Annotated in this window: 19 protein-coding genes and 1 CRISPR repeat array; of the genes, 7 read left to right on the top strand and 12 right to left on the bottom strand. The window is 58.8% G+C overall.

All coding sequences use genetic code 11. The features are described 5' to 3' along the window. Nucleotides 1–34: 34 nt before the first annotated feature. A CRISPR array of direct repeats spans nt 35–585; the repeat unit is 36 nt; unit sequence GTTTCCAATTTCTAGGGATCCCCCCGAAGGGGGAAC. 277 nt (nt 586–862) lie between these two features. The 5 genes from NW840_RS08355 to gcvP all read right to left on the bottom strand — a co-directional run bounded on the left by NW840_RS08355 (nt 863) and on the right by gcvP (nt 7,294). Next, complete coding sequence (locus tag NW840_RS08355) at nt 863–2,518, bottom strand: ABC1 kinase family protein (RefSeq protein ID WP_414343616.1); 1,656 nt, start codon at nt 2,516–2,518, stop codon at nt 863–865. A gap of 45 nt (nt 2,519–2,563) precedes the next feature. Beyond that, nucleotides 2,564–3,145: a peroxiredoxin family protein gene (locus NW840_RS08350; RefSeq protein WP_011431812.1), complete on the bottom strand. Its 582-nt coding sequence runs from the start codon at nt 3,143–3,145 to the stop codon at nt 2,564–2,566. Nucleotides 3,146–3,182: 37 nt separating this feature from the next. Continuing rightward, nucleotides 3,183–3,620: an SRPBCC family protein gene (locus NW840_RS08345; protein WP_414343614.1), complete on the bottom strand. Its 438-nt coding sequence runs from the start codon at nt 3,618–3,620 to the stop codon at nt 3,183–3,185. A 2-nt stretch (nt 3,621–3,622) separates the two neighbouring features. Continuing rightward, on the bottom strand, nt 3,623–4,186 hold the full coding sequence (locus NW840_RS08340) for a hypothetical protein (RefSeq protein ID WP_414343612.1): 564 nt from the start codon (nt 4,184–4,186) through the stop codon (nt 3,623–3,625). A gap of 141 nt (nt 4,187–4,327) precedes the next feature. Next, nucleotides 4,328–7,294 carry an aminomethyl-transferring glycine dehydrogenase gene (gene gcvP, locus NW840_RS08335; protein ID WP_414343610.1) on the bottom strand — a complete coding sequence of 989 codons (2,967 nt, stop codon included), beginning with the start codon at nt 7,292–7,294 and terminating at the stop codon, nt 4,328–4,330. Nucleotides 7,295–7,487: 193 nt separating this feature from the next. Between gcvP and psbU the strand changes: the two genes are divergently transcribed. From psbU to csaB, 3 genes are all read left to right on the top strand, one after another. Continuing rightward, the gene (gene psbU, locus NW840_RS08330) at nt 7,488–7,856 is read left to right on the top strand and encodes a photosystem II complex extrinsic protein PsbU (RefSeq protein ID WP_041436072.1); all 369 of its coding nucleotides are present in this window, start codon (nt 7,488–7,490) and stop codon (nt 7,854–7,856) included. Nucleotides 7,857–7,907: 51 nt separating this feature from the next. Next, nucleotides 7,908–8,837, top strand: a complete 930-nt coding sequence (locus NW840_RS08325) for an Rpn family recombination-promoting nuclease/putative transposase (RefSeq protein WP_414343608.1) — start codon at nt 7,908–7,910, stop codon at nt 8,835–8,837. 77 nt (nt 8,838–8,914) lie between these two features. Further along, the gene (csaB, locus tag NW840_RS08320; RefSeq protein WP_414343606.1) at nt 8,915–10,000 is read left to right on the top strand and encodes a polysaccharide pyruvyl transferase CsaB; all 1,086 of its coding nucleotides are present in this window, start codon (nt 8,915–8,917) and stop codon (nt 9,998–10,000) included. Nucleotides 10,001–10,155: 155 nt separating this feature from the next. On the opposite strand, the gene NW840_RS08315 is transcribed toward csaB, so the two are convergent. Continuing rightward, the gene (locus NW840_RS08315) at nt 10,156–11,310 is read right to left on the bottom strand and encodes a homocysteine biosynthesis protein (RefSeq protein ID WP_414343605.1); all 1,155 of its coding nucleotides are present in this window, start codon (nt 11,308–11,310) and stop codon (nt 10,156–10,158) included. A 129-nt stretch (nt 11,311–11,439) separates the two neighbouring features. On the opposite strand from NW840_RS08315, the gene NW840_RS08310 reads away from it, so the two are divergent. Both NW840_RS08310 and NW840_RS08305 read left to right on the top strand, forming a co-directional pair. After that, the gene (locus tag NW840_RS08310) at nt 11,440–12,369 is read left to right on the top strand and encodes an ABC transporter permease (protein WP_011431804.1); all 930 of its coding nucleotides are present in this window, start codon (nt 11,440–11,442) and stop codon (nt 12,367–12,369) included. Further along, a complete protein-coding gene (locus NW840_RS08305; RefSeq protein WP_414330751.1) occupies nt 12,366–13,190 on the top strand; it encodes an ABC transporter permease in 825 nt (274 codons plus the stop codon). The genes NW840_RS08310 and NW840_RS08305 overlap by 4 nt, the downstream gene beginning before the upstream one ends. Here NW840_RS08305 and cpdA read toward each other — a convergent pair. The 4 genes from cpdA to NW840_RS08285 all read right to left on the bottom strand — a co-directional run bounded on the left by cpdA (nt 13,187) and on the right by NW840_RS08285 (nt 16,606). Continuing rightward, nucleotides 13,187–13,981, bottom strand: coding sequence for a 3',5'-cyclic-AMP phosphodiesterase (cpdA, locus tag NW840_RS08300; RefSeq protein ID WP_011431802.1), 795 nt, complete (start codon nt 13,979–13,981; stop codon nt 13,187–13,189). The genes NW840_RS08305 and cpdA overlap by 4 nt on opposite strands. 330 nt (nt 13,982–14,311) lie before the next feature. Next, the gene (gene psbP / locus NW840_RS08295) at nt 14,312–14,836 is read right to left on the bottom strand and encodes a photosystem II reaction center PsbP (RefSeq protein WP_011431801.1); all 525 of its coding nucleotides are present in this window, start codon (nt 14,834–14,836) and stop codon (nt 14,312–14,314) included. Between the two features lie 263 nt (nt 14,837–15,099). Beyond that, nucleotides 15,100–15,858 carry a PspA/IM30 family protein gene (locus NW840_RS08290; RefSeq protein ID WP_414343603.1) on the bottom strand — a complete coding sequence of 253 codons (759 nt, stop codon included), beginning with the start codon at nt 15,856–15,858 and terminating at the stop codon, nt 15,100–15,102. 37 nt (nt 15,859–15,895) lie between these two features. Continuing rightward, a complete protein-coding gene (locus NW840_RS08285) occupies nt 15,896–16,606 on the bottom strand; it encodes a polysaccharide deacetylase family protein (RefSeq protein ID WP_414329449.1) in 711 nt (236 codons plus the stop codon). Between the two features lie 324 nt (nt 16,607–16,930). On the opposite strand from NW840_RS08285, the gene polA reads away from it, so the two are divergent. After that, nucleotides 16,931–19,726: a DNA polymerase I gene (gene polA / locus NW840_RS08280; RefSeq protein ID WP_414343602.1), complete on the top strand. Its 2,796-nt coding sequence runs from the start codon at nt 16,931–16,933 to the stop codon at nt 19,724–19,726. A gap of 92 nt (nt 19,727–19,818) precedes the next feature. Next, nucleotides 19,819–20,079, top strand: a complete 261-nt coding sequence (grxC, locus tag NW840_RS08275; protein ID WP_011431797.1) for a glutaredoxin 3 — start codon at nt 19,819–19,821, stop codon at nt 20,077–20,079. Nucleotides 20,080–20,098: 19 nt separating this feature from the next. Here the strand turns inward: grxC and NW840_RS08270 are convergent, their stop codons facing one another. Together NW840_RS08270 and NW840_RS08265 are read right to left on the bottom strand one after the other, a co-directional pair. Continuing rightward, nucleotides 20,099–20,395 carry a DUF2470 domain-containing protein gene (locus NW840_RS08270; protein ID WP_011431796.1) on the bottom strand — a complete coding sequence of 99 codons (297 nt, stop codon included), beginning with the start codon at nt 20,393–20,395 and terminating at the stop codon, nt 20,099–20,101. A 205-nt stretch (nt 20,396–20,600) separates the two neighbouring features. Further along, on the bottom strand, nt 20,601–21,305 hold the full coding sequence (locus NW840_RS08265) for a hypothetical protein (protein ID WP_414343601.1): 705 nt from the start codon (nt 21,303–21,305) through the stop codon (nt 20,601–20,603). Between the last annotated feature and the right edge of the window lie 35 nt (nt 21,306–21,340).

The following is a 21,340-nucleotide window of genomic DNA, read 5'->3' as shown; positions in this document are numbered from 1 at the left end:
TTCACCCAGTCCCAAGTGGACTGGATGTTGGCTAGTTTCCAATTTCTAGGGATCCCCCCGAAGGGGGAACCGCCGACCCCAAACCGAGCGAGGAAATCGGGTGGGGCCGTTTCCAATTTCTAGGGATCCCCCCGAAGGGGGAACCAAGAAGAGGACGATTGGCTAATCTAACCTCCCCTAAAGTTTCCAATTTCTAGGGATCCCCCCGAAGGGGGAACAGGAGCAGGTTTCGTGGATGCTCAAGAACCTCGACTGTTTCCAATTTCTAGGGATCCCCCCGAAGGGGGAACGTGAATATAGTTTACCTGCAATCAAACTCGCAGCGACTGTTTCCAATTTCTAGGGATCCCCCCGAAGGGGGAACAATTACTTCACCAGACTCTACTAGACCGCACATATCGGGTTTCCAATTTCTAGGGATCCCCCCGAAGGGGGAACTGACAGAAGATTTCAAGGTCGACCCCAAATTTACGGGTGTTTCCAATTTCTAGGGATCCCCCCGAAGGGGGAACATGTCTAATGTTGTGTTCTATGGAATTCCTGGCTCCAGTTTCCAATTTCTAGGGATCCCCCCGAAGGGGGAACCCACCCCTATTAAACCCAAGCAGGGCAAGGAATGCAAGGCCCATTTGCGAGGGATCCGGAAAAAAGTCGGCAAAAAGAGTTTTGGCGAGGGGGTTTTGGGGCCGGAAAGCCTTGTGGCGCAAGGCGTCGAGGGATCGAACGAAAGAATCGGCCTTTGCGGCTTTTGGCGGATCGCTCGCGGAGGCGTTGATACCGTTTTGGTGTTCTTTTGGAAACATCGAGATCCAGACAAGGGCAGTAGGGCCCTGAGTCCACTGATGAGCCAACCTCAGCCAATCTAGCCGCGCAGGCGACCGGAGCGCAGGATGCTGATGACGAGCCACAGCCCCAACAGGCTGGCCGCGCCGAACAGGAGTTCGCTCAGCCCAAAGACCTGAAACCGCTGCGTCTGAGCCGAGATGATGGCAGCTCCGACGATTAGAGAGCCGACCACAATGCTGTAGGAGAGGCGGTTGGCCGACTGATCCAGGCTGCTGCGGATCCCGTCCAGCTCTTGGATGGTCAAGTTCCAGCGCTGGGTTTCCGAGGTGATGCGGCTGAGCAGCAGCTCCATCTGGCGCGGCGATTGCAGAGAGAGATTTTTCAAATCCAAAGCCGTGCGCAGCAGCGAAGGCAGAGGGGCTTCCCCCAGCAATTGCGCCCGAAACACATCCGCCATCAGGGGGCGAAGCTGCTCCGGCAGGTTGTAGTCGGGGGTGAGCTGGCGGGCGATCCCTTCCAAATTGGCCAGCGCCTTGGCACAGAGGCCCAAATTGCCGGGAATGCGGATCTGGTTGCGCCGGGCCGCCTGCAGGATCTCAGAAAAGAGCTGGCTGAAGTTGAGCTCCGCAATGCTCAGGGTGTAGTACTGCCGCAGCAGACGCTCGTAGTCGCTTTGGAGCTGGGCCAAGCTGACAGTCTGATCCCGCGAGCGGGCCGTGGATCTTTCCGGCAGGGCCAACTCCAGGGTCAATTCGGCACAGCGCTGGGCATCGAGGCTGACAATGGCCAGCATCAGCTCCAGCAGAATCTGCTGCGTACGCGGATCCAGCCGCCCAATCATGCCGCAATCCAGCAGGGCTACGCGACCGGATCCCAAGTAAAAGAGGTTGCCGGGGTGGGGATCGGCGTGGAAATAGCCATCAATGCAGATCTGCTGGAAAAAAGCGCGGGTCAAGAGGCGGGCGATGTTTTCTGGATCCGCGTCGCTGCGATCCGCCTCCAACAAGGGCCGGCCCTCGATCCACTCCAGCGTCAACACCTTTGGGGTGGTGAGAGGCCAGTAGACGCGCGGCACCACCAGTTGGGCCGGATCAAACCAACGCCCCTTTTGCAACTGTTGGCGGAGCTGCTCGGTGTGGCGGGCCTCTTGGGTAAAGTCCAGCTCTGCTTGAATGGCCCGGCAGAACTCATCCGCCAAGGCCACCACATCTGCCAACCTGCCGAACTCCGTTTGCGCCACCAGCTCGGCAATGCCCCGGATTAGCCGCGTATCCCGCTCCACCACCGCCTCCAGCCCGGGCCGCTGGATCTTGAGGGCCACCCACTCGCCGCTGACCAGACAAGCCCGATGGACCTGGGCAATGGATCCCGCCGCAACCGACTCTGTGTCCAGGCTGCTGAACACCTGCTCCAACGGCTGCCGCAACTGCTGCCGCAGCAGGATCTCCACCGCATTCCAGGGAACAGGAGGTACGTCGGCCTGCAGAGTGCTGAGGGCCTCGATGTACTCTCGCGGCAACAGGTCCGGACGGGTGCTCAGCAGTTGGCCCAGCTTGACATAGACCGGCCCCAGATCCACCAAAATGTTGCGCAGCACCATCGGCGGGGGCAGTTGGGGTTCCCCAGCCTTGCCAAAAGAGAGCAAGCGGCGCATGTAGTCCCAACCGTGGCGCAAAACCACCTCCAGGATCTCGGCCTGACGCGCCCCACTCTGGGCCAGACGGGCAAACATCGCAGTCTCTCTCCCTGGAAGTCCAATGGCAGAGAAGCCCGATCCCTAGAAAAAGGGGATAGGGGCCACCCTACGGGTTCCATCCCAGCCGGTTTGCAGCCCCTCCCGCAACACCCGCAGCACCTCATCGGTATCGGCATTGGGCTGGGCAAAGGAGAAAACATGCTTGAAGCGCAGTTTGCCCTCCCGATCCACAACGAACTGGGCCGGCAGGGGTGCTCCCAAAGCTTGGCCAACCCCATAGAGGCGGAAGGTTTTGCACTCGGGATCCACCAGCAGCGGGTAAGGCAGCTGCAGGTCTGCTTGAATCTGCTGGCTTTGAACCGGATCGGTGCTGGTGACCATCAGCAGCTCGGCCCCCAAGGCTTGGATCTCGCCGTAGCGGGCTTTCAGCTCTTGGATGTGGGGGTAGCAAAAAGGGCAAAAAAGCTTTTCGGTGAAGATACGAGTAAAAGCCAGAACCACCGGCTTCTGGCCGCGGTAGTCCGATAGCCGCACGGGATCCCCTTGCACGCGCGGCAGCTCAAAATCGGGGGCAATCTGGCCGATTTCCAGAGAAGTGTTGGCTGGTTGGGGGATGAAGTTGTCGGCAAAGCGACGGTTAAACAGTCCGCTGTTGCTGGTCATTGCAGTTTTTTACGTTTCTTTACTACTTGCCACCAGCCTAACCCAAAGCCTCGGCCACCGCCTTCAGCCGTCGGAGCTGGGCCCGCATATCCTGCTGGGTCGGCCCTGCTGCCAACAGGTAAAACCCTGCCGCCACCCAGGGACTGGGGATGCGGAAGTTGAAGCAATTGACTAGAAGGGTACCCCCCGGCTGGGGATGGCATTCCCAGCGGTCGGTTCCTTCAAAAAATCCCTTAAACTGCCACTGCACCAAGCCTTCTGCCCGCTCTGTAATCACGCAATCCAAGCTGGGGGATACAAACGGCAAGCGAAGGAAAAAGCGGTAGCGGCTGCCCAATTCCGCCAGAGGGGATCCCACCGCCTCGCAGCCCAACAGCGGGTTGAGCCAGCGCTTCATCAACTCCAGGTCGGTAAGGCAGCGATCCACCTGGGCCACGCTGGCCGCAATCGGAATTGACTGGGTGTAGACAGGCATCCTCAGGGGGAAGTTGGGGGAGTGAGCTTGGCCGCAGAGAGGTCTTCTGCCGTGGCAGAGGGGGATACGGTGCTCAGCAAAATCAAGATATCGCGATATTCCACCTGATCCGGCCCGCGACGGGGGGATCCCACTTGCACCACCGCCTGTTGGAGAGGCTTTTTGGGGTGGGGGGGAGACTCGAACACCAAGGTGCGGATCCCATTGGCCTGCTCGATGTCCGAGAGGATGTCCCAGCCCCGGCCCCACAGGGTGCGGCGATAGTAGGCGGCAATCGCCTCCAGAGGCTGAGAGGTCTGCAAGATCAGGGAAGCAAGGCCCCCCTCTCGATCCCGAATCTGTCCCGAAGAGATGATGGAAGCGTTGGGCAACTGCAAGTGAGGGGGAAACTGAGGGGGAAGGGCGCGGGCATCTCCTAGGGAAGCCTCAAAGTGCGTGCCATCTTTGCCGATGTGACGCCGCACGGGATCCTGATCCACTTCTTGAGCAACCGGATCAGGCATCTTGCGGCAGGCCAAGAGGGATCCCGCCAACAGCCCCAGGGTTAGCCGAGTAAGAATAGGCAAAGAACTTGGCCCCACTGACGTGAACCGCTCAAGACGGGGATTTTTTCTCATCCGTTGGCCAGGGATCCCTGACTGGTTATAGCGGATCCCGCCTTTGGATACAACCAATCTCCCTTTCTGGGCCAAGTTCCAGAGCAGCCATCATTCGTCGAGCCAGGGCTGACAACTGCACACCAGGTGGCGATCCCCGTAGGCGTTGTCGATGCGGCTGACGCTGGGCCAGAACTTGTGGGCCTTGACCCAAGGGAGCGGGTAGGCGGCCAGCGAGCGAGGATAGGGGCGATCCCAGTGGTCGGCAGCCACCACCTCAGCGGTGTGGGGGGCCAACTTGAGGGGATTGCGCACCGGATCCATCTCGCCTCGCTCAATGGCGGCAATCTCCTGGCGGATGGCAATCATCGCCTCGCAGAAGCGATCCAGCTCCTCCAGAGATTCGCTCTCGGTGGGCTCCACCATCATTGTCCCCGGCACCGGCCAGGAGATGGTGGGGGCGTGGAAGCCATAGTCCATCAGGCGCTTGGCCACATCTTCCACCTCGATGCCAGCGCTTTTTTTCAGGGGGCGCAAATCCAAAATACACTCGTGGGCCACCCACCCCCCCGGCCCCTTGTAGAGCACTGGGTAGTAGGGATCCAACCGCTTGGCGATGTAGTTGGCGTTGAGGATGGCCACTTGGCTGGCCAGGGTGAGGCCGGCGGATCCCATAAGGCGAATGTAGGCCCAGGAGATGGGCAAAATGCTGGCACTGCCCCACGGGGCAGCGCTGACGGGGCCGTTACAGCCGGGCAAAACAGGATGGCCAGGCAAATAGGGCACAAGGTGGCGGGCCACGGCAATGGGCCCTACCCCCGGCCCACCTCCCCCATGGGGAATGCAGAAGGTCTTGTGCAGGTTGAGGTGGCAGACATCCGCCCCCAGCTCGGCAGGACGGCAGAGGCCCACCTGAGCGTTGAGGTTGGCCCCATCCATGTACACCTGTCCCCCCGCCTCGTGGATTATCTGGCAAATCTCGCGGATCCCTTCCTCAAACACACCGTGGGTAGAAGGGTAGGTGATCATCAAGGCGGCCAGCCGCTCCCGGTGCTGCTCCACCTTGGCCCGCAGATCCTCAATGTCGATATTGCCGGCTTCATCACAAGCTACGCTCACCACCTGCATCCCCGCCATCACGGCGCTGGCCGGGTTGGTTCCGTGGGCCGAGGTGGGGATCAAGCACACCTGCCGCCGGCTTTCCCCTCTGGCTTGGTGGTAGCGGCGGATAGCCAACAGGCCGGCATATTCCCCCTGAGATCCGGCGTTGGGCTGCAGAGAAACTCCGGCAAAGCCGGTGATCTCCGCCAGCATCTTTTCCAAGTGGGCAAAGAGGGCTTGGTAGCCGCGGGCCTGCTCCAGGGGCACAAAAGGATGGAGCTGGGCAAACTCCGGCCAGGTGACCGGCATCATCTCCACCGTGGCGTTCAGCTTCATGGTGCAAGAGCCCAAGGGGATCATGGAATGGGTGAGAGCCAGATCCCGGCTTTGCAGGCGGTGGATATAGCGCAGCAGCTCAGTTTCCGAGTGGTAACGGTTAAAGACCGGATGGGTGAGGTAGGGGGTGGTGCGCAGGAGCTGGGGCGGCAGGCTCTGGCCCAAGTCCAGCTCTGGGCTGTCGGGATCCCAAGCTGGCGGTAAGGACTCCGTTCCGCTGCGGGGAAGGGTTCCGGCGAAGATCTCCCACAGATCCCGCAGATCCTGAGCGGTGGTAGCCTCATCCAAGCTGATCCCCAGCGTCTGGTCATCGATCTGGCGTAGGTTGATCTGTCGCTGGGCAGCGCCGGCCTGGATCGCCTGCACCTGCTCTGGAGAAGCTACCTTGACCCAGAAGGTATCGAAGAAATGCTCTGGCCCCACCTCATAGCCCAACTGACGGATCCCGGTGGCCAAGTGATGGGCCTGGCGGTGGATGCGCTCGGCTATGTGTCGCAAGCCGCGGGGGCCGTGGTAGACGGCATACATAGAGGCCATCACCGCCAAAAGCACCTGAGCAGTGCAGATGTTGCTGGTGGCCTTGTCGCGCCGGATGTGCTGTTCGCGGGTCTGTAACGCCAAGCGCAGGGCCGGCTTGCCTTGAGCATCCTGAGAAATCCCCACCAGCCGTCCTGGCAGCAGCCGCTTGTGGGCCTCACGGGTGGCGAAGTAAGCTGCATGGGGGCCACCATAGCCCAAGGGCACCCCGAAGCGCTGGGTGGATCCCACCACGATGTCCGCTCCCCACTCTCCTGGGGGTTGCAATAGGGTTAAGCTGAGCAGGTCGGCAGCCACCGTCACCACCATCCCCTTCTGGTGAGCCTGCTCCACCAACTGCCGGTAGTCCCGGATTTCCCCAAAGGTGTTGGGATATTGCAACAGCAGCCCAAAGCCCTTCTCCGGGCAAAACTCCGCCAGATCCGTCACGCGCACCTGGATCCCCAAGGGCTCTGCCCGCGTCTGCACCACGGCAATCGTCTGGGGATGACAGCCCCGATCCACCCAGAAAACTGGGGATCCCCTGCCTGCCAAGGTGTAGGCAAGAGCCATGGCTTCGGCGGCTGCGGTGGCCTCGTCCAGCAGGGAAGCATTGGCGATCTCCATCCCCGTCAGGTCGATCACCATCGTCTGGAAGTTGAGCAGGGCTTCCAACCGTCCCTGGGCAATCTCAGCTTGGTAGGGGGTGTAGGGGGTGTACCAGGCAGGGTTTTCCAGGATGTTGCGCTGAATCACCGGCGGCGTCAGGGTGTTGGAATAGCCCATGCCCAAAAAGGATCGCCACACCTGGTTCTGGGCCGCCATTGCCTTCAGTTCCGCCAACACCTGCAGCTCAGGGCAAGGGGATCCCAATTGCAAAGGCCGGCTGCTGCGAATGGCCGGCGGCACCGCCTTCTCCACCAGCTCCTGCAGCGAACTCAGCTCCAACACTTGCAACATCTGCCCAATTTGCCGGGCATCCGGCCCAATGTGCCGTCTGAGAAAGAGTTCGGTCTGCCCCAGCAACTCCAGCTCCGGAGAAGGCGTGGGTTCTGGGATCCCTGGAGATGGATCCCGGCTGGGGGGGTCAAGTCGAGTCGAGTGGAGAAGGGCCAAGTCGGACATGGTGCGATAGCCGAGAAAGGGAGAGCAAGAAAGACTGTCTCCTGATCATAGTTGTTAAAAATTGTTTCTGTCGGGATCCAAATCCTGTCTTGGCCCTCGATTCGGGGTGGAGGGGATGAGACACTAGATGGTCGGAGAATGTTAGCAACCTATACAGATGAGCCTTTTGGATTCTGCTTGGAGAAGTGATGCTATGCGCTGGCTGCTGTCCATCTTGGTTCGTGTGGTGTTAGTGCTCTGTCTGTGCTTCGCTCCTTTGGGGATCCCTGTTGTGGCCAGGGCCGCAGAGCTTCCCCCGGTAAAGCACTTGGACACTCCGATTGACGTGAACAACACCATCTTGCGCAACTACCGCCAACTGCCCGGCTTCTATCCCACCCTAGCTCGCATCCTGGTGAAAAATGCCCCCTACAAGAGCCTGGAAGACATGTTGCAGATCTCAGGCCTGACAGAGCAGCAAAAGGCCTTGATCAAAGCCAACGCCGAGAACTTCGTGTTTGGCGAGTATCAGGAAGGGGCTAACCAACTGGAAAACCGCATCAACCAAGGGTACTACGGCTGATCTCGGCAGAGGGGCCATCGGGAGAATCGGCTTTTGTAGGAAAGGGATCCTGTGGCCTACGATAACGTCTGCAAGTACTTGGTGGAATGGTTCCCCGAGTCCTTTGCCCAGTGGCTACTGGGATCCCCTGTTTCCTTGACTCAGCTACAGCCGACGGAGCTGTCCACCGAGCCCATCCGAGCGGACTCTCTTATCCTGCTGCGGGCCCAAAACTTAATTTTGCATCTGGAGTTTCAAACCGACCCGGATCCCGACATTCCCTTGCGCATGGCCGACTATTGCCTGCGCCTGTTCCGTCGCTATCCCGACCAGGAGGTGCGGCAGATTGTCATCTACCTAAGAAAAACCCAGTCAGAACGGGTGTACCAGACTTCTTTTCAACGGGGATCCCTTTCTCATCGCTTTGAGGTCTTGCGCCTGTGGGAACAAGATCCGGAGGTGCTATCTCAATATCCAGGACTCCTGCCTTTAGCCGTGTTGGCAGATCCGGAAAACCCGGAGCCGCGACTCCGCCAAGTGGCCAGAGCAATAGCAGAGATAGAGGATCCAAAGCTACGGCAAGAGGTGAAAGCGGCCACTGCTGTTTTGGCAGGATTAACATGGACGCCAGAGGAAATTAGCAGGGTACTGGGAGGTCTGGCTGTGCGGGAATCTGTGATTTACCAGATGTGGCGGGCAGAAGCCCTCAAAGAGGGTCGAGAGGAAGGTCTGCAGCAAGGTCTGCAACAGGGTCTGCAACAGGGTCTGCAGCAAGGTCTGCAACAGGGTCTGCAGCAAGGTCTGCAGCAAGGTCTGCAGCAAGAAGCAGCTCGACTGACTCTGAGTCAACTGCGGCGCAAGCTGGGATCTTTGCCGGAAGACCTGTCTGAAACCATCCGCCTCTTACCTACCGAGCAACTGGAGGCTTTGGCGGAAGCGCTGTTGGACTTCCAAACCCTGGCCGATTTGATCCAATGGCTCAGGGAGTCATCATCCAACTAGGGTTTGCCGTCGCGGCCTTTTCCAACCTCACAGGACTCTGTGGGTGAGTTAGGATCCCTGTTACTCAGATGGACTCGATGAAACGGCCACAGGTTTTGATCTGTGGCTACTACGGCTACGGCAATGCCGGCGATGAGGCGTTGTTGCTGGCTCTCTTACGAGAGCTAGAGCAGTTGCCCGACCCTGTGCAGCCGGTGGTGCTCTCCCGTCGCCCTGCCGAAACGGCTGACACCTATGGGGTGCTGGCCTATCCGCGCTTCAACAGTTTGGCTTTACGGCGCTGTCTCCAGGAGGCCCAGGCTTTCATCTGGGGTGGAGGTGGCCTGCTGCAGGATCGCACCAGTTGGCGCAGCCCTCTCTACTACCTGGGGGTGATGGGCCTAGGCCAGCGCTGGGGACTGAAGACCCTTGCCTGGGCCCAGGGGATCGGGCCGCTGCAGCGGGGGTGGATTCGCGCACTAGCCCGTCGCTCGTTGGCAGGTTGCACGGCCATCAGTGTGCGGGATGGGGTTGCCTCCCAATGGCTGCAAGAGTGGGGGATCCCTCACCAGGTGGCTCCGGATCCCGTCTGGAGTTTGCCGTCCAAAACCTTGCCGGAATGGGAAACGTGGCCTCAGCCCCGCATTGCTGTGGTCTTGCGTCCGCATCCGCAACTGACTGGAGCCTGTCTAGAAGCTTTGAGCCAGGGTTTACAGCGTCTCCAGGCTTCCACGGGGGCATACCTTCTCTTCGTGCCCTTTCAGCTGGCTCCTCCCGGATCCCCTGACCTTGGGCCAGACTACCACTTGGCTCAGCAGCTTCAGCAGCGCCTACCCCACCGTAGCCAAGTGCTGGAAATTCGGGATCCCTGTCTATTGAAAGGAGTCTTTCGGGGTGTCAGGCTGGCGATCACCATGCGCTACCACGGATTGGTGATGGCGGCGGCAGAGGGCTGCGCCTGTTTTGGTCTCAGCTACGATCCCAAGGTGAAAACGCTGCTCCAGGAATTGGGCATGCCTGGCTGGGATCTGCAGGAGATGCCCACCGATCCTGAAGCCTTACACCAAGCTTGGCTGGCCTGCTACTCAGAGGGCCTAGCTCTCAGCCCTGCCCAAGCTGACCTGTGGGCGAGGCAATCGGCTCAGCACGCTCAGTTGTTGAGACAGCACCTGAAGTGGGGTTGATGGGGTTGCCTGGAGAAGTTGCTGCCAGGGCGAATTCCGGTAGCGGTTCTTCTGGAGAGCCGCTTTACCCCAAAAGTAGGGAGGCACGGTGTCCCCGAACCAAAGCGCTGCGTGCATCCGCTTGAGGAGGCCCCCAATTCATTGAGGGGAGGACGTCACCTGAGAGGGTTTTGGGGGAGAAACTCCCGATCCAGGGGCAGGGGGGCGACAGGTTGGGTGAGGGTAAATTGGCCGCTTTCTATCCACTGCTTGAGGATTTCGGCAATTTGTATGGAGCGGCGCAGGCTGGCCAGAGGGGCAGTGCGAACCTTGCGGCCATTGAGGGTGATCTGGCCGGATTTGAGCTGGGCATAGCTCACCAAGCCAAAGGTGGGCCGCACCCGGCGGGGAATGGAAAAGTCAATCACGGGGGCAACCAACTCCTCATCCCGAATGGCAATGGCCTCCAAATCCGCAGGAGCGAGGATGGGAATGGGGATCCCGACCCCCAACATCAAGCTGGGGCCGTAGTTGCGGAAGTAGCAGCCCCTCACCCATTCCGCCTGCATTTGCTTGGCATCTCCAATCAGGGCTAGAGTGGCCGCCGGGCCGATGGGAGTTTGGTTGGGCAATCGCTTTTGCAGCGGAAAGTGTTGGGTGCCCTCCCAGGCGACGTAGCCGATGCCGCCTCCCAAAAAGATGCGGCTGCCGATCCCCACCCGGCGCAATAGGGGATCGTTCAACAAGGGGGATAGCTCTCCCGGGTTGGAATAGACGGCATTGCCCAGATGCGGTTCCAACAGACCCAAGTAGGTGTACAAAGGCCGATCCCCGCCGTTCACCCCGACGATGAAGTTTTGGTAGGCATTGCGGGGGTTGAACAGGTAAAACTGGTTGAGCTGATCCCGAGTCAGGGTGGTCTCGTAGTCGGCGCGGGGGTAACAATCGGTCACTTGGCCGATGGCCCGCAAATGGACGCGCTTGCCCGCCACCAGGTCGGCAATGACATGGCCGCCCCCATAGGCTTGATCCGCTTGCTCGCTGGGTTGGGCTGCCCCCAGGTAAAGATCCACCGCGCCAAATCCGGCATAGGCCGGTACCCCGTTCAGCCAAGCTTGGCGAATCTTGATGGGCGGATCCGTATGGCCCAGGTTCACAATGGCTCCTGAAGACTCCATTGGCTCAAAGGTGCCGGTGGTGATCACATCCACCTGCTCAAAGGCTTCCTGGATCCCCAAGGTGGCCAGCTTGGCTTTGGCTTCCAGGGCCGTCCACACCCGCACCTGGCCTTTGGCAATGCGTTGGTTAATCTGGTCTAGGGTTCTCTCCATGGGATGTAAAGATCGCAATGGTTGGTCGCGTTGGCGGTGTGGAGCACTAGGCAGTCTTGATCGCTTGATCGTCGAGGGATCCGCTCCCATCTTGAATTCTCTCGTGAGGCAGCTCTTGGGACTGGCTCAATGAATAGCTTAAATGGACGGGGATCTGGGCCGGTGGGGCTTAAGGGGATCCGGCAGTATGGGCCGCTTTTGCCGGCGTTGGGGTTGGTGGGCCTGCTCTACGGCGGGGGGCTGCTGCTGGCTCTGGCCCAGAGTGTGGGCCTCTACGGCCTGGGCGAGAGGGGGTTTACCCTGCAGGGGTATGGGGAGCTGCTGCGGGATGCGGAAGTCGGGGGATCCCTGTTGCTCAGCCTCAGAATCGCTCTGTTGGCAACGGGGTTGGCGCTGCTTTTGGGGCTGGGGCTGGCGCTGCTGTTGCGGGGGGTGGGGGGGTGGGCCATCTGGCTTGGCCAGTTGACGCTGCCGATTCCTCATTTGGTGGGGGTGGCGGGGATGCTGCTGCTGCTGGGGCCCAGCGGTTGGCTGGCGCGGCTGGCCTTCCAACTGGGCTGGATTGCCTCGGATCAGGATTTTCCCTTGTGGGTGAACGACCGCGGCTATGTGGGGGTGTTGCTCTATTGGCTTTGGAAGGAGATCCCGTTTGCCGCTCTGGTGGCGCTGACGCTGCTGCGCGGGATGGGATCCGAGCTGGAGCAACAGGCTCGGCTGCTGGGGGCTTCTGCCGCCCAGACGTTTTGGTATGTAACGCTGCCCTTGCTGAGGCCGGGGCTGCTGGCCACCGGGATTCTCATCTTCGGCTTTGTCTTCAGCGCCTTTGAGGTTCCCTTGCTCTTAGGGCCCACCTACCCGCGCACCTTGCCCGTTCTGATCTATCAGCGCTTCACCCACATCAACCTGGAGCAGCGGCAGCAGGCGGTGGCGCTGGGGATCATCCTGCTGGCTGTCTCGGCAGCGGTGGTCAGCCTAATCGGAGGGCTGTTTGCAGCCAGAGTATCCTTTCTGCAGCTGCCGTTTGGCTCAGCGGGACGGAGTCCTTGGAGAAAGCCGTGAAAGGACGCAGATGGATTGGGGGATCCCTGCTCCGCCTTGGGGTGGCCGGAGTGGCCCTCCTTTGGGCTTTGCCCTTTGGGGTGCTGGCCCTTTGGGCCTTCACGCGGGCCTGGTATTTTCCCGATGCCCTGCCCCGGGCATGGAGCATAGCCGGTTGGCAGCAACTGCTGAGCTGGGGATCCCAGTTCCGGGCAGCCTTCGGCCAGAGCTTGCAAATTGCCCTGTTTACCACCCTGCTGGCCTTGGGGGTGGGGATCCCGGCAGGGCGAGTTTTGGGCACCCGTCCCGTGCCTGCCTGGCTGCGCCTGCTGCTGCTATTGCCCATCATCACCTCTCCTTTGGCCGTATTGATGGGCATCCAAGGGGTGCTGATTCGCCTGCGGCTGGACAGTACCCTGCTGGCGGTGGTTTTGGTGCATCTGATCCCCACCATTCCCTACATGGCTCTGGTGATGGGCAGTGTGTTCGCCCGTTTCGACCGCGGCTACGAGGCGCAGGCCCGCTGTTTGGGGGCGGATCCCTGGCAGGTGTGGTGGCAGGTAACGTTGCCCCTCATTGCCCCTGGGGCAGCCATTGGGGCGGTATTTGCCTTTTTGATCTCCTGGAACGAATTTTTGCTCACCTTCTTCGTCGGCGGTGGGCGGGTTCTCACGCTGCCGATGCTGCTCTACAGCCTTTTGCAAGGGGGAAACAATACCCTGGTGGCTGCAGTGGCCTTCCTGTCGCTGCTGCCGGGGTGGTTGGCCTTGCTGGGGGCCAGCGTCTGTTTGGGGCAGGCCATCGGGCTACCCCCCACAGAGGTTCAAGAGGGGGAGAGCTAATATCCCTTCAGGGCCAGGTTGGGCCGTTGCAGAGCAGCTCCCACCCGTTGAACCTGAGTTTTGAAGCTGCCATCTCGCTCCAACCATATCTGCCTCAGGGCAGGGGGAATTACCTCCAGGCCAAACTGGGGGCTCTTGGGACGAAATTGCACACAGGTTGAGGGACAAGCCAGGTAATCAACCCCCTCCCGCCGGCGGTGCAGGTCTTGGTGAATATGGCCGAATACAACGAGGCGGATGTGGTCGAACTCGTCCAGAACCCCAAACAACCGCTCCGGCTGCTGCAGGGCACTTTGATCCAGCCAGGCAGAATCCACCGAAAAAGGGGGATGGTGCAGGGCCAACAAAACATGGTGTTGGGCAGCTTTGCTCCGCTGCAATTCCTGTCTCAGCCACAGCAGCGTGCGCTCCGTCAGGTAACCGCTATCTTTGCCGGGCACGAGGGAGTTCAACAAAATAAAGCTCCAATTTTCCCGGCTGAAGCTCTTGTCCCCAAATAGCCGCTCGGCATGAAGCTCTTGGTTCATGGTGTGCAGGCGATCGTGGTTGCCTGCCAACCAGTAAGTATCGATGGGGAGAGCCTGCAAATGGGCTCTCAAACGGGCGTAAGATGCCGCACTGCCATCTTGAGAGAGATCTCCGGTAAGCAGCAGCAGATCCGGCAAGGGATCCAGAGCGGCAATGGCCTTTTGCACCTGCAGGAAAGAGGCTTCCGTGTCCACCCCCAGCAGCCGGTGATGGGGCTTGGCAAACAGATGCAGGTCGCTGATCTGAACCACGTATACGGTCATAGAGCAGGCCCAAGAGGGTGGGATCCCATCTCCGCAGGTTTAAAACACTACCGTTTTACGTTTTAACACCAGATGGCCCGGCTGGAACCCGTAGGTAGGGTCATTTCGATTCAAGCTAGGACACTGCACCCACACCCAAAACGTTGGTCGCGTCTTCGCGTCAGCGTTGCGGAGCAATAATCCCCAGAACCACAAGGCTTTTCTCAGTAGCCCAGGCGTCTCGCCCCCAACCTAAAATGGCCATAACTCAGCCCTAAAGGGCTCAACCTTAACCTACCCAAGTCCGTCAACCCGGTTCAATCCCTTGAGAAAATCCTCTCAGGAAAAGCTTTAGGAAACATTCAGAGAGCGGCCCACGTTCCTAAAAGCAGCCTGCACCTGAGGCCAGCGGGATTCTTGGGTAGAGGCTGTCAGCGTGTAGAGGCGATGGTGCCGAACGGTTACCGTCACCACCTCATGACGAAGCTGGGATCCCATATCGGTTTGGTATTCCAGCAGGTAATAGGGGTGCTCCTGCCGCTCAAAGGCTTCGGCAGCCAACAGCTTGGCCGAGCGACCGGATCCCTCAGGAGCAATGATCTTCTCCGCCACCAACTGCCCCACCTCAGCCGGGCTGCCCAAATCGGCAATCGTCTCCCCCTTGTCAAACGGGGCGATCATCAGGCTGACGTTCTCGGTCTCGTACACCAGGTCGCGCAGGAGTACCACCGGCCCTTTCCCCGGCCCAAGATTGACCGCCACCATGCCGTTGGGGTAAGCAAAAGCAAAGGCTCCGCTGGGATCCCTGTAGGCCCGTAGGTTAGAGCCTGCGGAACAGGCACCGACCACCAAGCTGAGGCAGACACAGAGCAGCAACAGCGCTCTAGACAGCCACGGGCTGGTTGCGTAAGTGGGCCACAGGCCTGATCGGGCAGAATGCCCGCCTCGTGCTGCTGACATTGCTGGGATCCTCTCCTCAGATGGGTTGCCTATTGTTCCTATATCATCCTAGTACGAGCGCACTCCCTCTAGCCCGTTGACCGTCAATTCCCAACGGAAAACTCCCCCTGCAACTTAGCAGCGGGGTTGCCGACGTGGGTTGAAAAGCGAGGGATCCCCAAGCTTGGAAGCAACTGCCGCTATTGGGGGAGCCGCTTCTCGAAATCCAGATCCGGTAGCGGCGGGTTGGCCTGGGCACCTCCTTGGCCGGTGAGCATTGCCAAGCGGCGGGAGATTTCATCGTCCATGGCCATTTCATCCAGTTGGGCAGCAATCTGCTCGCTGCGATCTTCCGAGAGTTCGCTCATGGCTCGGGATTTGAGCTGGCGAGCCTGGATAGCATTCTTTGCCGCCTCAAATTGGGACTTGGCCGAGTCGATGTTGTAGGAGTTGTTGACGCGGGTCATCTGCTCCAGAGCTTGGTTCACCTCGTTGATGTCTTTGAGGTTGCTCAGCTCGCTCTTGTAAGCGGCCAATCGCTCTTTCTCGCGGGCCAGCTTTTGCTTGGCGGCGTTGACGTAGCGCTCGGCAGTTTCCACGTTCTCCTTGAGGGGGCCGAGAATGGCCTCAATTTGCAGCGCTTGGGACATAGCCAGGCGGGCAGCCTCTTGATCGCCCCGTTGGGCGGCCAGGCGAGCCTTGTTCTCCAGGGCCTGGTACTCCCGCACCTTTTGCATGTACTTCTGCTCAGCCCGCTGATAGGCAGCCACTTGGGTGGCAACGGCTTCCGTGAGACGCTGAACCGTCTCCTGCATCGTGCGTAGGGATTCTTCCGCCACCATCACCGCCCCTGTGCCGCCTTTCTCCACCGGGATCCCCCACAGCCAGTTCCAAGTTCCGACGATGACGCTGCCGGCCCGTTGCCCAAAAATGCCGTAGATAATCTTGCGTGCGCCCATGGCCTGACCCTCCTGCTTGTGCGTGCCTCTACTGTATTTAACTTTCTCCCTGACTGGAAAGATCCCAGGGATCCGGCAAGTGGACAAATTCAAATCCCCGCTCCTGCAAAGCTGGGATCAACTGCCGCGTCACCTCAGCCACTTGGGCTCCTCCTTGTACCCCATCGTGCAGCACGATCAAGGAGCCAGGCCGCACCTGGGCCAGCACCCGCTCCACTACCACCGATACCGGTGGGATCAGCCAATCCTCAGGCACCACGCTCCACATCACCGGACAAAAGCCCCAACGGCGCAAATCCGCAAGCGTCTGCGGCCAAAACAAGCCATTGGGCGGGCGCACAGCCCGATAATCGTCAGGGATCCCGCCACAGGCAGCCACCAGGGCAGCTTGGCTGCGCTTCAGGCTCTGTTGAAGTTCGTCAGGGGCAAGCTGGGTGAAGGAGCGATGCTGCCAGCCGTGAAGGCCAATGCGGTGGCCTTGTTGGCGGATCTGACGGGCTAGGTGGGGCCAGCGCTGCACCCGTTCTCCCAACACAAAAAACGTGGCCGACACCTGAAAATCCATCAAAACCTGCAGCAAAGCCGGAGTGTACTCGGGGTGAGGGCCATCGTCAAACGTCAGGGCCACCCGCTGGGTATGGGGATCTGCCGGCAGCTCCCACAGGCCGTCGGGAAAGAGAGTCTTGAGGCCCCAGTGCAGGGGTGGGTAGAGGGATGGGGGCAGGATTTGCCGAGAAGAGAAGGGCATTGTGGTGAGCTGTATGTTGTCCAAAACCAGAAGCCAATGCTTTGGGTGATCAGTTGGGTTGGCAAATTGAGGTGTTGCCGATCAAGCCAATAAATTGAAAAAATGGGCATGAGCATTGTAGCTAACAAAACAGACAGGGGTGGCGGGCCTATCGATGGCTTTTTGGATCTTGCCGTAGCCGGGTCACAGAAGTTGGAATTGGAATCCCGTCCTGTTGACCGCCGGGCGCTCTTGCTGAGTTCTTGAGGCCGATGATGGATGTGGGATCCCTTCTGCCCATAGCCCAGATCCGATAGGCTAGATTCACCCTCAAGGTATCAGCTGATGGCTTGGCAAACTCCAACACTGCTGCTGGTGGATGGTCACTCTCTGGCCTATCGCTCCTTCTACGCCTTTGCCTACAGCCGCGAGGGGGGGTTGCGCACTTCCACTGGGATCCCCACCAGCGTCAGCTTTGGCTTTTTGAAATCGCTGTTAGAAGTCTTGGACAAATACACCCCTACCCATGTAGCCGTTGCCTTTGATACACGGCAGCCCACTTTTCGCCACGAGGCCGACGAAACCTACAAATCAGGCCGCCCGGAAACGCCACCGGAGTTTATCGAAGATGTGGAGAACCTGAAGCAGGTGTTGACGGCACTACGCATCCCGATTTTGGTGGTGCCTGGTTTTGAAGCCGATGACATTTTGGGCACCCTCAGTAGGCTAGCCCCCCAAGATTACCGGGTGCAGATCTTAAGTGGCGATCAAGATCTGTTCCAGTTGATCGATACCGATGGAAGAGTTCGGGTTTTGCACCTCAACAGCAAAGATCGCATCAGCGAGTTTGGCCCCGAACAAGTGAAAGAAAAATTGGGCATCTGGCCTTGGCAGGTGGTGGATTATAAGGCCCTCTGTGGTGACCCTTCTGACAACATTCCCGGGGTGAAAGGGATCGGCCCCAAGCGAGCTGTGGAGCTGCTGGAGCGCTACGGCAGTTTGGATGAAATTTTCGACCACCTGGACGAGATCCAAGGAAAAGTCCAGCAATACCTCAAAGAAGGGATCCCGGCGGCCCATCACTCGCAATTTATGGCTCGGATCAAATGCGACGTTCCTCTTTCTCCCGACTGGGAGAGCATGAAATTAACCGGGTTTGATCAAGCAGAATTGCTGCCGCTGCTGGAAAAATTGGAGTTTCACAGCTTCATCGCCCAAGTGCGCAAAATACAAACGGCTTTGGGGGGGATCCCAACCGAGGCAGAGGTGGTTGGCGCTTTTAATCCCACCGGGGATCCCGCAAACGCTCCTGACGAAGCCCTGTGGTTTGATTTTGCCCTCGATCCCGTCCCTTCTCTGCCGGCGGTGCGCATCATCGATACGCCGGAGCAACTGGAGCTTTTGCGGCAAGAGCTGCTGGCCTGCCCAGGGATTGTAGCTTGGGATACTGAAACCACCAGTCTAGATCCACGGGATGCCCAATTGGTGGGGATCGGCTGTTGTTGGTCAGAGGGAGATATCGCCTACTTGCCCATCGGCCACCGCCAGGGATCCAACCTGGATTGGGAGCTGGTGAAACAAAGCCTGCAACCCCTTTGGGAAGATCCCAACCGACCCAAAAGCCTACAAAACTGTAAGTACGACCTGAGCATTTTCCGCGCCCACGGGATCCGCCTGCAAGGGATCCAGTTTGATCCCATGTTGGCCAGCTACGTTTTGGATCCAGAAGCCAGCCACAATTTGGCCGATTTGGCAGCTACCCATTTGGGTTTGCCAACCACCAGCTACAAAAAGTTGCTGGGCAAGGAACAGTCCATTGCCGATATCCCGATTTCCAGAGTTGCAGAATACTGTGGAACCGACGCCTATTGTGCCTATCGTCTGGTGCCAATCCTCACCGAAAAGCTGCAGAAAACCGATCCACGCCTGTGGGATCTTTTTATTCAAGTCGAGCTGCCCTTGGCCCAAGTTTTGGAAGAGATGGAGTGGATCGGCATTCGCGTTGATACCGAGTTTCTGAGGCAATTTTCCCAAGAGCTGGAACAAGAGCTGCAAAGTTTGGAGCAGAAAGCTTATGCCCAGGCTGGAGAAACCTTTAACCTCAATTCTCCCAAACAACTGGGATCCCTGCTCTTTGAAAAGCTGAAATTGGACATTCGCAAAACCCGCAAAACGGCTACTGGCTATTCCACTGATGCCTCAGTTTTAGAAAAGCTAGAGGGGGATCATCCTCTCATCGAAACCATCGTGCAATACCGCACCTTGGCCAAGCTGAAATCGACCTATGTGGATGCTCTGCCTGCCCTGGTAAGAAGCGATACCGGCAGAGTCCACACCGACTTTAACCAAACCGTTACTGCCACCGGCAGGCTCAGCTCCTCAAACCCCAACTTGCAAAATATTCCCATTCGCACCGAGTTCAGTCGCCGGATTCGACAAGCTTTTATTCCCCAAGAGGGATGGCTATTGGCGGCAGCAGATTACTCTCAAATTGAGCTGCGCATTTTGGCCCACCTCAGCCAAGAACCTGCCTTGCTGGAAGGCTTTCGCTCAGGGGAAGATGTGCATACCCTGACCGCCCGCCTGCTCCTGGAAAAACAGGAAATAACCAGCGAAGAACGCCGCCTGGCCAAAACGATCAACTATGGGGTGATCTATGGCATGGGAGCGCAGCGCTTTGCCCGCACTGCGGGGGTTTCTTTGTCGGAAGCCAAGCAATTTTTACAGCGATTTAACGAGCGCTACGCCGGTATTTTCGCCTACCTGCGCTCCACCGAAGCCTTTGTGGAAAAGCATGGCTATGTGGAAACGATCTTGGGTCGCCGTCGCTATTTTCCCAATTTGTCTCGTCTGACAGGCCATCGCAAACAAGCGGAATTGCGGGCGGCTGTGAATGCCCCCATCCAGGGATCCGCCTCGGACATTATCAAAGTAGCAATGGTGCGCCTGCGGCAAAAGCTGCAGAACTTTCGTTCCCGCTTGCTCCTGCAAGTGCATGATGAGCTGGTGTTTGAGGTGGATCCCTCGGAATGGCAGGCCCTAAAACCGCTGATCCAAAGGGAAATGGAAGGAGCAGTGCCCCTCTCCATACCGCTGGTGGTGGATATCCAAATTGGCCACAATTGGAAGGAAGCCAACTAGACCATGGGAGGCAGAAAACCCCAGGTTTGCAAGGAAAGGGATCCCGGCTCCGTGAAAATGTTAAGCTATGTAAAAGCGTTTGTTGTTTTCTTATGACTGTTGAGATTTACACCTGGCGTTTTTGTCCCTTTTGCATCCGGGCTAAGCAACTGCTGGATCGCAAAGGCGTGAAGTATATCGAGTACGCCATCGATGGAGACGAGGCAGCACGGGCGGAAATGGCCAAGCGGGCCAACGGCCGCCGTTCGGTGCCGCAAATTTTCATCAACGACCAGCATATCGGCGGCTGCGACGATCTTTACGCGCTAGAGGCTCGCGGCCAGTTGGATCTGCTCCTACAGCAGGCCAGCTAAGCCTCAACTGTATCTCTCATCACTTTGTAGCCTGTTTAACTTGAGCGCGAGCCTGCTTCACCATGGCAATTAAGGTTTGATGGGCGTCCTCGGAGTCCCGCAGGGGGTGGTCGAAGCGGATCCGCAGCGTTTGTACGGCCCCGTCGACCTGCACCCGCAAGTCCATCCCTTCCGGGTCAATGGCCTGCATGCGGGCTTGGGTAACTCCTTCCACCTGGCCAAAGACCCTGGCGTAGAGGGCTATTGCATCGGCATGATCTTCGTTCATGTGCTTGCAGATGCGCTCGCTAACTTGGGGGGTGAGAGGATCGCCCATGGCAGTTGTTTTTGGCTTACAGCCCTCAGTTTAAAGCTCCCGCCAGTCCACAGTAAACTACCCAACCCTACCCCTGGCCAGTACAATAATGCGGCTAACCCAGCGTTAAAAGCGGCGCTCCCGGATAGGCAGCCGTTTAGGTTTCAGAATAAAAAGGCAGGGATCCCTTCCCCTCCATCCCAGAGAACACCAGGGATCCAGGGGATCAAGCTTGTCCTTGGGCCTGTAGCTCCAACAGCTCATCTGCCATATCCAAAAAAGCCTCCCGATCCAGATAGGAGACATCTCCCACCCACTCCCCCAGCTTGACCACGTAGACCTCGCTCAAAGTGGGCCGGCGCTGCAAATCGCGGGAATAGGCTTTCACCAACCCGAGCACCGATTGCTTTTTGACAATTCGCCTGTAGCGGGGATCGTCCTTGGCCCGCACACGATAGACGACTCCGGTCTCATCGCCGATTTCCATCTCAAACTGGCGCTCCCGCACCTCTTCAATGTAGAAGTTGCCATCTTCATCCAGCTTTTCTCGCTCTTCCACCACCACCTCGTAGCGGCGAGTGCGCAACACCTGCCCAAAAAACAATCCCCCATAGGGAATCTCGCGAAAGGCTAGCTGACGGCGGGAGATGGTGTAGAGCGGCCCCCACAGGAAGGGATAGAGCAACGAGAGGATCCCGACCAGGAAGGCGATTGCCCCCAGAAAGGATCCCTCGCCAAAAGCGCGGGAAAGAACCAGCAGCGCCACGCCCACCAAAATGGCCGTGATGATACGGCCCGTGCTCTTGAGGGCATCGCTCCAGTAAGCGGCATACTGAAGGCGCGTTGGCACCACCGGAATCACCGATTCGCATTCTTCTGGGGTTAGCTCCAACAACATGCTGATACATTTACGCTGAACACTGCTGAACATCACTGTTCAACTATGCAGCGATAGCATTCTGTTTG

It is taken from the genome of Synechococcus sp. R5-13, assembly GCF_047462015.1.
In the GTDB taxonomy this organism is placed as follows: Bacteria; Cyanobacteriota; Cyanobacteriia; order Thermostichales; family Thermostichaceae; genus Thermostichus.
Note: the sequence above shows the minus strand (reverse complement) of the source record. Positions and strands in the feature narration are given on the sequence as shown.